Source organism: Streptomyces sp. NBC_00568 (assembly GCF_026341855.1).
Lineage (GTDB): Bacteria > Actinomycetota > Actinomycetes > Streptomycetales > Streptomycetaceae > Streptomyces.
Window position 1 is genome coordinate 6,588,748 of record NZ_JAPENW010000001.1, and the last position, 14,468, is coordinate 6,603,215.

The 14,468-nt window shown below is 71.1% G+C and carries 3 protein-coding genes; all 3 read left to right on the plus strand.

The genetic code is table 11. From position 1 onward, the window contains the following. The first annotated feature begins 171 nt into the window (after positions 1–171). Positions 172–387: an MbtH family NRPS accessory protein gene (locus tag OOK38_RS28725; RefSeq protein WP_266755814.1), complete on the plus strand. Its 216-nt coding sequence runs from the start codon at positions 172–174 to the stop codon at positions 385–387. A gap of 85 nt (positions 388–472) precedes the next feature. Beyond that, positions 473–11,416: a non-ribosomal peptide synthetase gene (locus OOK38_RS28730; protein WP_266848914.1), complete on the plus strand. Its 10,944-nt coding sequence runs from the start codon at positions 473–475 to the stop codon at positions 11,414–11,416. Continuing rightward, positions 11,413–14,445 carry an amino acid adenylation domain-containing protein gene (locus OOK38_RS28735; protein ID WP_266755811.1) on the plus strand — a complete coding sequence of 1,011 codons (3,033 nt, stop codon included), beginning with the start codon at positions 11,413–11,415 and terminating at the stop codon, positions 14,443–14,445. The genes OOK38_RS28730 and OOK38_RS28735 overlap by 4 nt, the downstream gene beginning before the upstream one ends. Positions 14,446–14,468: the final 23 nt, after the last annotated feature.

Consider the following 14,468-nt stretch of genomic DNA (forward strand, 5'->3'; position numbering starts at 1 on the left):
TGGGGACCGGGTCGCGCGCTTCGTCGTGCCCGGCGCACCACCCGCAAACTCCTTCACCCGTACGACAGTTCGCGTAGAGGCCCGGTATAGGCCCCCACCGGAAGCTGACGACGGATCCGGAATCGCCTTCCGGTCCGCTGTCCGAACAGACCTCCGAGAGGGAGAGCCGACATGGCTGACGAGCAGACCGACGACCGCGTGTACCGGGTGGTCCTCAACGACGAGGAGCAGTACTCCATCTGGGCCGCGGACCGGGACCTGCCCGCGGGCTGGCACGCGGAAGGAACCGAGGGGACCCGGCAGGAGTGCCTGGACCGCATCGAGGAGGTCTGGACGGACCTGCGCCCGGCAAGCCTGCGCCGGCGCATGGAGCAGACGTCCGCCTGACCCGCGCACTCCGCACAGTCAGGCACACGCACACAGCACCACGGCCGGAAACAGAGAAGCACACGGTGGGGGAGGAGCGCTCAGCATGAGCACGGGCGAAGTTCGTACGGGCCAGGAAGCCAGGGACCAGCGCGAGGAACTGGTGCGCGCCCGGCTCGCCGGCGCCCGCCGGGGGCGGCGCGCCGCACTGCGGCGGGCCGACCGGGACGGCCCGCTGGCCCTCTCCCACGGCCAGCAGCAGATGTGGTTCCTCAGCCGCCTCGACCCGGACAGCTGGGAGTACAGCGTCCCGGTCGTGCTGCGGCTGCGGGGACCGCTCGACACCGACGTGCTGCGCCGCGCCTTCGAGGCCCTGCGGTCCCGCCACGAGATCCTCCGCACCCGCTACCGCCTCGACGGCGCGGAACCGGTCCAACTCATCGGCGCGCCGGGCCCGTTCGACCTCCCCGTCGACGACCTGACCGGACTCGCCGACGGGCCGGAGCGGGAGCGGCGCGCGCTCGCCCTGGCCGAGGCCGAGCCCGGCCGCCCGTTCGACCTGGAGCGGGGCGACCCCCTGCGTGCCCGGCTGATCCGCGTCGCGGAGAACGACCACATCCTCGCGGTCGTCCTGCACCACGTGGCCTGCGACGAATGGTCGGTCGGGCTGATCCTCGGCGAACTCGCCGCCCTGTACGAGGCGTTCGGCGCCGGCCGGCCCGACCCGCTCACCCCCGTCGACTTCCAGTACGCCGACTACGCGGCCTGGCAGCGTTCCCGCCTCGCCGACGGCACGCTCGACACCCACGTCACCTACTGGCGCGAGCAGTTGCGGGGCATCACCCCGCTGGAGGTGCCCACCGACCGGCCCCGCCCCGCCACCCGCAGCTGGGCGGGCGACGCCGTACCCGTCGTGCTGCCCGCCCCCCTCGCCGAACGGCTCCGCGCCCTCGGCTCGGCACACGGCGCCACCCTCTTCACCACCCTGCTCACCGGATATCAGGCCCTGCTGTCCCGCTACACCGGACGCGACGACATCCCCGTGGGCACCGTCGTCTCCGGCCGCGGCCGCCCGGAACTCGAGCAGCTCGTCGGCTACGCCGTGAACACCCTTGTCCTGCGCGGCCGCTGGCAGGGCGACCCCTCGTTCCATGCCCTGCTCGACGGCACCCGCGACACCGTCCTGGACGCCTTCGACCACCAGGAGTACCCCTTCGCCCGGCTGGTCGACGAGCTCCAGCCCGAACGCGACATGTCCCGCACCCCGCTGTGCCAGGTCGCCTTCACCCTGCACCAGGAACGCACCGAGGGATTCCGGCTCCCCGGCGTGGCCGCCGAACCGCTGCGCGCCCCCTCCCGGGTCTCCCGCTTCGACCTCACCCTCCAGCTCGGCGAGCGCGCCGACGGCTCCGTCCACGGCACGCTGGAGTACAGCACCGCGCTCTACGACCGGGCCACCGCCGAGCGGCTCGCCCGACACTACGTACGCCTGCTGGAATCCGCCGCGGCCGACCCGGACCGCGCGCTCTCTCTGCTCGACCTGCTCGACGACACGGACCTCGCCGTCCTCGTCCCCGAACCCCGGCTCTTCCCCGACCCGGACCGATGCGTCCACCAGGTCTTCGAGGAACGGGCCGCCGCCACCCCGGACGCCACCGCCGTCGTCTGCGGCGGACAACGGCTCAGCTACGCCGAACTCGACGCCCGCGCCAACCGGCTCGCCCACCATCTGCGCGAACTCGGCGCGGGAACAGGAGCGTTGGTCGGCGTCAGCCTCGACCGCGGACCCGACCTCCTGCCCACCCTGATCGGCGTCCTCAAATCCGGCGCCGCCTACCTCCCCCTCGACCCCGAGCACCCGGCGGAGCGCCTCGCGAGCACCCTCCAGGACGCCGGCGCCCGCATCGTCGTCACCTCCGACGCCCACGCCGCCCACCTTGCCACCGCCCACGACGGCCACCTGGTGAACCTCGACGGCGAGCGCGAGAGCGCCGCCCTCGCCGCGGCGCCCACCACCGCACCGGCCGTGGACGTCCGCCCCGGCGACCTGATCTACACCATCTACACCTCGGGCTCCACCGGCCGGCCCAAGGGCGTCGGACTCACCCACGCGAACGTGCTCCGCCTGTTCACCATCACCGAGGAGCACTACGGCTTCGACGAACACGACGTCTGGACGCTCTTCCACTCGTACGCCTTCGACATGTCCGTCTGGGAGATGTGGGGCGCCCTGCTGTACGGGGGGCGCCTCGTCGTCGTACCACCCGACACCGCGCGTTCCCCCGAGGACTTCCTGCGCCTGCTCGCCGACGAGCGCGTCACCGTCCTCAACCAGACCCCCTCCGGCTTCCGCGGCCTGGTGGCGCTGGCCGGGGACGGCCACCCGCTGATCGACGAACTCGCCCTGCGCGTGGTCACGTTCGGCGGCGAACGCCTCGACATGCCCGCCCTGCGCCCGTGGGTCGCGCGCCGCGCCCTCGACCGCACGGCCCTCGTCAACATGTACGGCATCACCGAGACCACCGTGCACACCACCTACCACCCGGTCACCGAAACCGACCTGGACGCCGACCACGGCAACGACATCGGCGTCCCGCTCCACGACCTTCAGGTACAACTGCACGGGACACACGGCGAGTTGGTGCCCATCGGTGTCCCCGGCGAGATCCACGTCGGCGGACCCGGGGTCGCCCGCATGTACCTCGGCCGCCCCCGGCTCACCGCTGAACGGTTCATACCCGACCCGTACGGCCCGCCCGGCACCCGCCTCTACCGCAGCGGCGACCTCGCCCGCCGCCGCCCCGACGGCGGCCTCGACTACCTCGGCCGCATCGACCACCAGGTCAAGATCCGCGGCCACCGCATCGAACTCGGCGAGATCAAGGCCGCGTTGACCGCCCACCCGCTGGTCCGCGACGCCGTCGTCGTCGCCCGCGAGGACACCCCCGGCGACAAGCGGCTCGTCGCCTACGTCGTCCCCGCCGGTGAGGCCGTCGCCGCGCCCAGTGAACTACGGGCCCTGCTCGGCCGCACCCTGCCCGCCTACATGATCCCCACCGCGTTCCTCGCGCTCGGCAGGATCCCGCTCACCGTCAACGGCAAACTCGACCAAGCCGCCCTGCCCGCCCCCGACCGCGACGCGCTCGCCGTCGGGCGCACCCAGGTCGCCCCGCGCACCGCCGCCGAGGAGCGGATGACCGACCTCTGGCGCGAGGTCCTCGGCCTCGACCGCGTCGGTGTCACCGACAGCTTCTTCGACCTCGGCGGCGACTCACTGCGGGCCGTGTCTCTGGCCGCGGCCCTGCGCGACGCCGACTACGACGTCACGGTCCGTGACGTCTTCGCGCACCGAACCCCGGCCGACCTGGTCGAATACCTCACCGGCCGCCCGGCCCCGGCCCGCCCCGAGCCCGGCGTGACCCCCTTCGCGCTGCTCGCCGACGAGGACCGCGAGCGCCTGCCCGAGGGCGTCGTGGACGCCTACCCGCTCGCCCAGGTGCAGCTCGGCATGGTCGTGGAGATGCTCGCCGACGACGGCCGCAACCACTACCACAACTCGACCTGCTTCCGGATCCTCGACGAGCACACCTTCTCCGCCGAGGCACTCCAGCAGGCGGTACGGGTCGTCATCGGCCGCCACGAGATCCTCCGCACCTCCTTCGCCCTGGACGGCTACTCGGTACCGCTGCAACTCGTCCACGACCCGGCACGGGTCGACACCACCGTCCGCACACGGGATCTGACATCCCTCGACGCCGCGGCGGCCGAACGCTCCCTGCGCGCCTTCATGACGGAGGAACGCGCCGAACTCTTCGACCTCACCCGCGCCCCGCTGATCCGCTTCACCGCGCACACCCGCGACGACGGCAGCTGGTGGCTCACCCTCACCGAATGCCACGCCGTGCTGGAGGGCTGGAGCCATCACTCCCTCCTCATGGAACTCGTCACCACCTACCGGGCCCTGCGCGACGGACAGCCGCTCCAGGAGCCGGAACCCGCCGCCGTGCGCTACGCCGACTTCGTGGCCGCCGAGCTCAAGTCCCTCGACTCCGAGGAGGACCGTGCCTACTGGCACGGCGTCGTGGAGAGCCACCCCAAGTTCGTCCCGCCGGCCGGATGGGGCGACGACCCCCTCACCACCCCGCGCGGTCTGCACCGGGCCTGGGTCCCCTACCACGACCTCGAAGCAGGGCTCCGCGCCCTGGCCTCCGAGGCCCAGGTCCCGATCAAGAGCGTGCTGCACGCCGCGCACCTCAAGGTGATGAGCCGCCTCACCCCCGACGAGACCTTCCGTACCGGCCTCGTCACCAACGCCCGCCCCGAGGCCGTCGGCGCCGAACGCGTCCACGGTGTCTACCTCAACCCCCTGCCCTTCGCCTTCCGGCGCGGTGCCCGCACCTGGCGCGACCTCGTCCGCCAGGTCTTCGACCAGGAGATCGAGGTCTGGCCGCACCGCCGCTACCCGCTCGGCGCCATGCAACGCGAGTTCGGCGCCGCGGAACGCCTCGTCGACGTCCGCTTCAGCTATCAGAACTTCCGGCAGGTCGACCAGGACGTCATCGACTACGCCGCCACCATCGACGACAGCCCCACCGAGTTCCCTCTCGGCGTCTCGACCCGCGCCGGCTTCATCGTGATCACCGCCAACCGCCACATCATCGGCCGCACCGGCGTCGACCGCCTTGCCTCGATGTACCGCACCGTCCTCGAAGAGATGGCCACGAACGCCGACGGCGACGCCGAACAGGCGATCCTGCCCGGTGGCGAGCGGGAGTTGGTGCTCTCCGCCTGGAACGACACGGTGGTGCCGGTGGGTGAGGTGTCGGTGCCGGAGTTGATCGCGGAGCGTGCGGCGGTGTCGCCGGGTGCGGTGGCGGTGGAGGCGGGTGGTGTTCGTCTGACCTTCGGGGAGCTGGAGGTTCGGGCGAACCGGCTCGCGGGTGTGCTGCGTTCGCGTGGCATCGGCCCGGAGTCGTCGGTGGCGGTGTTGCTGGATCGTTCGGTGGATCTGGTGGTGGCGTTGCTGGGTGTGTGGCGTGCGGGGGCGGGTTATGTGCCGCTGGATCCGGCGCTTCCGGAGGGTCGGGTTGCCGGGATGCTGGTGGATGCGGGTGTGTCGGTGGCGGTGACGTCGGCCGGGTATGCGGATCGGTTCGCGGTGGAGGTCGTCCGCGCGGACGAGGACCACCCTGAGCCGGTGGCGGGTGGTGTGTTGCCGTCGGTGGATCTGGACGCATTGGCGTACACGATTTTCACGTCGGGTTCGACGGGTCGGCCGAAGGGTGTGCAGGTCACGCATCGGAGTCTGGTGAATCATGTGGACTGGGCGGTGCGGGAGTTGGCGTCGTGTGGTGCGGGTGGTGCGCCGGTGTTCTCGTCGGTGGCGTTCGATCTGGTGGTGCCGAATGTGTGGGCGCCGTTGGCTGCGGGTCAGCGGGTGTGGCTCTATGACGGTGAGCTGACCGAGCTGGGCGGGGCGTTGGTGGGGGCGGGTCCGTTCTCGTTCCTGAAGCTGACTCCCGGTCATTTGGAAGTGCTCGGTGGGCAGTTGTCGGACGAGGAGATCCGCGCCCTGACGACGCGGATCGTGGTGGCGGGTGAGGCGCTGCCGGGTGCTCTGGTGGAGCGCTGGCGGCGGCTGCTCGGTAATGGACGCATGGTCAACGAGTACGGTCCGACCGAGGCGACCGTCGGCACCTGTGTCTTCCCGATCGAGACCGCCTACGAGGGTGTCGTCCCCATCGGCCGGCCCCTGCCCAACATGACCATGCACATTCTGGATTCACGTCAACTGCCGCTTCCGGTCGGTGTCGTCGGGGAGTTGTACGTCGGTGGCTCCGGTGTGGCGCGTGGCTATACCGGTGATGCCGGGCGGACGGCTCAGCGGTTCTTGCCCGACCCTTACGGTGGGCCGGGTGCCCGGTTGTATCGGACCGGGGATCTGGCGCGGTGGCGTGCGGATGGTGCGGTGGAGTTCCTGGGCCGGATCGATGACCAGGTGAAGGTGCGCGGATATCGGATCGAGCTCGGTGAGATCCGGGCCGCTCTGGCCGCGCATCCGGCGGTGTCCGACGCGGCCGTGATCGTGACCGAGGACCAGCGTCTGGTCGCCTATGTCGTCGGTGAGATGGACGGTCTGCGCGAGGCTTTGGCGGGTGTGCTGCCCGAGTACATGGTGCCGTCCCTGTTCGTGGAGTTGGAGAAGATCCCGCTGACGGCGAACGGCAAGCTCGACCGGCGCGCTCTGCCGGATCCGGAGACCGGCGCCGCCACCGACGCGTACATCGCGCCACGCAGCGAGACCGAGGAGACGATCGCCGAGGTCTGGGGGCGGGTTCTCGGCTTGGAGAGGGTCGGCGTCGAGGACAGCTTCTTCGATCTCGGAGGCCACTCCATCAAGGCGATCGCCCTGGTCGGAGCCCTGAGGGCCCAAGGTTTCGAGGCATCCGTCGGCGACGTGTTCCGGCACCGGACCGTGGCCGGACTCGCGGCCGCGCTCGGCACGCCCGCAGGCACTCCCGAGGAAGCGCCCCCTGTCGTGGCCCCGTTCTCGCTGCTCTCCGAGGCGGACCGGGCCGGCCTCCCTGAGGGACTGGCGGACGCCTTCCCGCTCGCGCAGGTGCAACTCGGCATGCTGGTGGAGATGCTGGCCGACGACGGCCTGAACAAGTACCACAACACCACGACGTTCCGGATCAGGGACGGAAGGCCCTTCGACACGAGCGCGCTGGAACTGGCCGCACGGGCCCTGGTGGAGCGCCACGAGATGCTGCGGGCGTCCTTCGCTCTGGAGGGCTACTCGTTGCCGCTCCAGCTGATCCATCCGAGCGCGGAGATCCCGGTCACCGTGCACGATCTGCGGGGCCAGGACGAGGAGAGTCAACTGGTAACCCGGCGCGAGCACATCGCGTCCGAACGCGCGACCACGTTCGACCTCGAACGCCCGCCCCTGCTCAGGATCTCCGCGCTCGTGGAATCCGACGAGGCATGGTGGCTCTCGGTCAGCGTCTGCCACCCCATCACCGAGGGGTGGAGTCACCGTTCCCTGCTCAGCGAGATCGTCGAGAGCTATCTGCGCGTCCGGGGCGGGGGGACACTGCCCACGCCCTCGCCGCCCGCGGTCCGGTACGCGGACTTCGTCGCGGCCGAGCGGGCCTCCCTGGAGTCGGACGACGACCGGTCCTACTGGCGCGGTGTAATCGAGGGCCATGCCAAGTTCGAGCTGCCGAGCGGTTGGAGCGATGCCTCCACGTCGGGCGGCGCGGCGCACACGGTCCGCGTACCGCTGGCGGACCTCGCGCCGTCGTTGCGTGCCGCCGCGAGCGACACCGGCACCTCTCTCAAGGCCGTGCTGCACGCGGCGCACCTGAAGGTGATGAGCCTGCTCACCCCGGAGGAGTCCTTCCACACCGGGCTCGTGTGCAGCGGACGCCCCGAGATCCTGGGTGCCGAGCGCGTCTACGGCATGTATCTCAACACCGTGCCGTTCGCGTTCCGGAGCGGTGCCCGCACCTGGCGCGAACTCGTGCGCCAGGTCTACGACCAGGAAGCCGCCCTCTGGCCCCACCGTCGCTATCCGATGCCGGTGATGCAGCGCGAACTGGCCGACGGTAGCCGCCTGTTGGACGTCCGCTTCAGCTACCTCGACCTCAAGGACGCCCAGGCCGAATCCGACATCGTCGATGCGGACTCCGGCATGGGCGAGGGCGCCACGGAGTTCGGCCTCGCCATCGCGGCCCGCGCGAGCGGACTGCTCCTCACGGCCGACCCCCGCCGGCTGGCCCGGGACGCCGTGGACCGACTCGCATCGATGTACCGCACCGTCCTGGAGGCGATGGGCCGGAACGTCGACGGTGACGCGGAGTCCACGTACCTCCCCGACGGTGAGCGGGAGTTGGTGCTCTCCGCCTGGAACGACACGGTGGTGCCGGTGCGTGGGGTGTCGGTGCCGGAGTTGATCGCGGAGCGTGCGGCGGTGTCGCCGGGTGCGGTGGCGGTGGAGGCGGGCGGTGTCCGTCTGACCTTCGGAGAGTTGCAGGAGAGGGCGAATCGTCTGGCGCATCGCCTGCGCAGTGAGGGCGTCGGTGCCGAGCAGTCCGTGGCGGTGTTGCTGGATCGTTCGGTGGATCTGGTGGTGGCGTTGCTGGGTGTGTGGCGTGCGGGGGCCGGTTATGTGCCCCTCGATCCGGCACTTCCGCAGGAGCGGATTGCCGGGATGCTGGTGGATGCGGGTGTGTCGGTGGCGGTGACGTCGGCCGGGTATGCGGATCGGTTCGCGGTGGAGGTCGTCCGCGCGGACGAGGACCACCCTGAGCCGGTGGCGGGTGGTGTGTTGCCGTCGGTGGATCTGGACGCATTGGCGTACACGATCTTTACGTCGGGTTCGACGGGTCGGCCGAAGGGTGTGCAGGTCACGCATCGGAGTCTGGTGAATCATGTGGACTGGGCGGTGCGGGAGTTGGCGTCGTGTGGTGCGGGTGGTGCGCCGGTGTTCTCGTCGGTGGCGTTCGATCTGGTGGTGCCGAATGTGTGGGCGCCGTTGGCTGCGGGTCAGCGGGTGTGGCTCTATGACGGTGAGCTGACCGAGCTGGGCGAGGCGTTGGCGGGGGCGGGGCCGTTCTCGTTCCTGAAGCTGACTCCCGGTCATTTGGAAGTGCTCGGTGGGCAGTTGTCGGACGAGGAGATCCGCTCGTTGACGACGCGGATCGTGGTGGCGGGTGAGGCGTTGCCGGGTGCTCTGGTGGAGCGCTGGCGACGGTTGCTCGGTGATGGGCGCATGGTCAACGAGTACGGTCCGACCGAGGCGAGCGTCGGCACATGTGTCTTCCCCATCGAGGCCTCGTACGAGGGTGTCGTCCCGATCGGCCGGCCCCTGCCCAACATGACCATGCGGGTGCTCAACGCGCTACAGCAGCCCGTTCCGGTCGGTGTGGTGGGGGAGTTGTACGTCGGCGGGTCCGGTGTGGCGCGCGGCTATACCGGTGATGCCGGGCGGACGGCTCAGCGGTTCCTGCCTGATCCGTTCGGTGGGCCGGGTGCCCGGTTGTATCGGACGGGGGATCTGGCGCGGTGGCGTGCGGATGGTGCGGTGGAGTTCCTGGGCCGGATCGACGACCAGGTGAAGGTGCGCGGGTATCGGATCGAGCTCGGGGAGATCCGGGCCGCTCTGGCCGCGCATCCGGCGGTGTCCGACGCAGCGGTGATCGTGACCGAGGACCAGCGTCTGGTCGCCTATGTCGTCGGGGGTGACCCGGAGGACCTGGGGGAGTGGCTGGGCGGCACACTCCCGGAGTACATGGTCCCGTCCGCGTTCGTGCAACTGGACCGGATTCCGCTGACGGCCAACGGCAAGCTCGACCGGCGGGCTCTCCCCGACCCGGAGGCCATCGCCACCGACACGTACATCGCGCCACGCAGCGAGACCGAGGGGACCATCGCCGAGGTCTGGGGGAGGGTCCTGGGCCTGGACAAGGTCGGAGTGGAGGACAACTTCTTCGACCTCGGAGGCCACTCCATCAAGGCGATCGCCCTGGTGGGCGCCCTGCGCGCCGAGGGCTTCGACGCGGCGGTCAGCGATGTGTTCCGGCACAGGACCGTGGCCGGACTCGCGGCGGCGCTCGGCGCGCCGGCCGACACGCCGGGAGAGGCTCCCTCCGCCGTGGAGCCCTTCGCCCTGATCCCCGCCCGGGTGCGGGACGCACTGCCCGAGGACGTCGTCGACGCCTACCCGCTCTCGCAGGTGCAGCTCGGGATGGTGCTCGAAATGCTCGCCGACGACGGCCTGAACAAGTACCACAACAGCTCGACCTTCCGGATCAAGGACGGGCGGCCCTTCGACCGGGACGCGCTCGCGCGTGCCGCGCGTACGGTCGTGGGCCGGCACGAGATGCTGCGGACCTCCATCGAGTTGGAGGACTTCGAGGTGCCGCTGCAACTGGTCCACGCGGCGGCCGAGGCGCCCGTGGCCGTAAGTGATCTGCGGGGCGGGACGGCCGAGGAGTTCGAGGAGGCGCGCCGCCGGCACATCGCCCAGGAGCGCCGTGACCTGTTCGATCTCAAGAGGGCGCCGCTGCTGAGGATTTCCGCGCTCGTCGAGTCGGACGAGGCCTGGCACCTCGGATTCACCCACTGCCACGCCATCACGGAGGGCTGGAGCCAGCAGTCCCTTCTGATGGAAGTGCTCGGCCTCTACCACGCCTACGGGAAGGGAGAAGAGCCCGCGGAGCCGGAGCCCGTGGCCGTGCGGTACGCCGACTTCATCGCGGCCGAACTCGCCTCCCTCGACTCCGGGGCGGACCGCGCGTACTGGCAGCGGATCGTCGACGAGCACCATCCGTGGAGCCTGCCGGCCGACTGGGGCGACGAACCCGGCACGCCGCGTGAGGACTTCAAGCTGTCGGTGGAGTTCCGCGACATCGAACCCGGGCTGCGGGCGCTGGCGGCCGAGACGGGGACCTCGTTCAAGGCCGTGCTGCTGGCCGCGCATCTGAAGGTGCTCAGCACCCTCACCCATGAAGAGGCCTTCCAGACAGGTGTGTTGTACAGCGCGCGGCCCGAGGTCCCGGGCGTGGAGCGGGTGTACGGCATGTACCTCAACACGCTGCCGTTCGCCCACCGGCGGGGCGTCCGCACCTGGGGCGAGCTCGTCCGCCAGGTCTTCGACCGCGAGGCAGAGGTGTACGAACGCCGACGGCATCCGCTGCCTGCAGTGCAGCGACTCGCGGGCGGCCGAAGGCTGTTCGACGTCATGTTCCGCTACCAGGACTTCCACCAGGTCGACACCGGAACGGTCGACGTGCGGGCGGGCGCCGGCGACAGCTCGAACGAGTTCACCCTCTCCCTCGCCAATGTGCCGGGGCGGCTCGTCCTGCGAGCGATCAGCACCGGGCTGAACCGGTCCAACGCCGAGCGGCTCGCCGGAATGTACCGGGCCGTGCTCGAAGCCATGGCCGCCGGCCAGGGCGGCGACGCTCAGGCGACGGTCGTCCCGGAGGCGGAGCGCGCGCAGATCCTTGAGGACTGGAACGACACCGAGGTGGAGTGGGAATGAGCAATCCCCGACAAGGACCACGCCGCGTGCACCAGGTGTTCGCGGACACCGCCGCCGACCGCCCGGACACCGTGGCCGTCGAGGCGGTGGACGGAACCCTGACGTACGGCGAACTGGACCGACAGGCCAACCGTGTCGCCCACCGGCTGCGGGCGGCGGGGGTGGGACCCGAGTCCGTGGTGGGCGTGCTGCTGCACCGCCGCCGGGGCCTGCTGCCCGTGCTCCTCGGCATCTGGAAGGCAGGCGGCTCCCACCTCCCGCTGGACCCGGCACTCCCGCGCGAACGCCTCGCCTACATGCTCGGCGCGGCAGGCGCCCGGCTCGTGGTGACCGAGACGGACCTGGCGGAGCGCGTGGCGGCCCGCCCCGACCGGCCGCGACCCGACTCATCGCGCCCCGACGCCCCGCGTACGGGCGACCCGCGTTCCATCGAGCCGCGTTCCCTTGAGCCGCGTTCCCTTGAGCCGCGTTCCCTTGAGCCGGGGTCCGTTGAGCCGGGGTCTGTTAAGCCGCGGTCCTTTGAGCCGGGTCACGTCGAGCCGGGTTCCGGCGGGCCGGGGCCGGACGTCACCGGCCGCTTCGACGGCGTACTCCTGGATCTGGACCAGGAACGGGACGCGATCGCCGGACAGCCGGACACGGCACCCGAGTCGGACCTCGGGGCGTCCGACGGACCGCGGGACAGCCTGCAACACAGCCTCGCCTACACGCTCTTCACCTCCGGCTCGACCGGACGCCCCAAAGGCGTGCAGATCGCCCACCGTTCGCTCCTGAATCTCCTCTTCTCGATGCGGGAGCGCTTCCGGTCCGGCCCCGATCACATCTGGCTGGCGGCGACTTCGCTGTCGTTCGACATCTCCGCGGCCGAGCTGTACCTGCCGCTGATCACCGGTGGCAGGATCGTGCTCGCCGGTGACGAGCAGACGGGCGACTCCGGGGCGCTGCTGGAGCTGATCGACGGCCGGGGTGTCACCCATGTGCAGGCCACCCCCGCGGGCTGGAAGCTGCTGCGAGCCGCCGGGTTCGAGCACCGGACCGTCACCGCCATCACCACGGGGGAGGCCTGTCCGCCGCCCCTGGCACGGGAGTTGCACGGGCATGTGGAACGGCTCGTCGACCTGTACGGGCCGACCGAGACGACCATCTGGGCCACCGGATGGGAGGTCGAGGCCGGAGTGGCCACGGTGCCGATCGGCCGCCCGATCCACAACATGCGGGCCTACGTGCTCGACACGGCGCTCCAGCCCGTCCCGGTGGGCGTGGTCGGTGAACTGTATGTGGGCGGCACCGGTGTGGCCCGCGGCTATGTGGGCCGGCCCGCCCTGACCGCCGAGCGGTTTCTGCCCGAGCCGTTCGGCGGGGCGCCGGGCTCGCGCATGTACCGGACCGGTGACCTGGCGCGCTATCGCGCGGACGGCGAACTGGAGTACCTGGGCCGCGAGGACCATCAGGTGAAGATCCGCGGCTACCGCATCGAACTCGGTGAGATCGAGGAGCGGTTGCTGCGCCGGGAGGGTGTGCGGGACGCCGTCGTCGTGGTCCGTGAGGACCCGGGCGGGGAGAAGTGGCTGGCGGCGTACGTCGCCGTCGACCCCGCCTCGGCCACGGACCAGGAGACGCTGCGCGCCGGCCTGACGGCGGAACTCCCCTCGTACATGGTGCCCGCGGCGTTCGTCCTGCTCGACGAGCTCCCGCTGAACGCGGCCGGCAAGATCGACCGCAAGGCGCTCCCGGCCCCCGGCCGTTCGGCGCTGGCCGCCGACGGGGCGTACGTCGCGCCGCGCACCCCGACCGAACAGCGCATGGCGGACGTCTGCGCCGAGGTGCTGGGCGTCCCGGACGTGGGTGTTCGTGACCGGCTGGCCGATCTCGGGGCCGATTCCATGCGGATCGTCCATGTTCTCGCGGCCGCCCGTCGCGCAGGCCTCGCCCTTACCTTGCGCATGCTCCTCGACAACGGAACGATCGAGGACCTCGCGACGGCCCTCGAAGCGACGAGAACGACTACGGGAGAGACACCGACGATGACGACCGGCGGCGGCAGCGGTCCCTCCTCGGACGAGATCGAGCGGGTCATGGCACAGCACCGGATCCCGGGCGCGGCCGTCGCGCTGCTGCGCGACGGAGAACCCGTCGGCGTGCACGCCCACGGAGTCCGCTCGACCGAGACGGGCGCGCCGGTCACCCTGCGCACCCGCTTCCAGGCCGGTTCCATCAGCAAGCACATCTCGGCCTACGCCGCGCTGCGCCTCGTCGACCGCGGCGCGCTCGACCTCGACGGGGACCTGGACGGCGTGCTCATCAGCCGTACGCTGCCGAAGGCGCCCGGCGGACGGCCCGTGACGCTGCGCCAGTGTCTGTCCAACACCTCGGGTCTCGCGGGCACCCAGGCCACCTGGTGGCGTCCCGACGAGGTGATGCCGGACCTCTCCGGCATCCTGGACCAGGTCCGGGCGGAGCACGAGCCCGGCTCCCTGTTCCGCAAGGACGGTGCCCAGTGGGCGGTGGTCGAGCAGGTCGTGGCCGATGTCACGGGCCAGGACTTCGACAAGGCCGTCCAGGAGCTGGTCTTCGAGCCGCTGGGTATGCGGGACAGCGCCTTCGGGGCGCCCGGCGGCGCGGACGCGGCGACGGGACACGACCAGCACGGGCGTGAACTCGCCGGCGGCCACCGGGTGCGACCGGTGCGGGCGGGCAGCGGTCTGTGGTCCACCCCCGCCGACCTGGCCGTCTTCGCGGGGGCCCTGCGGCGCGCGCACCGAGGCCTGTGCGACCTGTTGTCCGCACGCCTCGCGGGCGTGATGCTCACCGAGGCCTTTCCCGGCAGCTTCTACGGATTGGGCACCGTGATCGACGGCACGCAGGGTGAGCCCGAGTTCGGCCACGGCGGCCAGACCGCCGGATTCCGCGCGCTCTCCTCGGTGCGGCTGCGGTCCGGCACCGGCCTCGTCGTGATGACGAACTCGGACAACGGCAAGGAGGTCCACCGGGCCGTCGCCGCCGCTCTCGGAAGGATCATCTCCGCCTAGCGCAAGGCGCAGCCAAGCCAAAG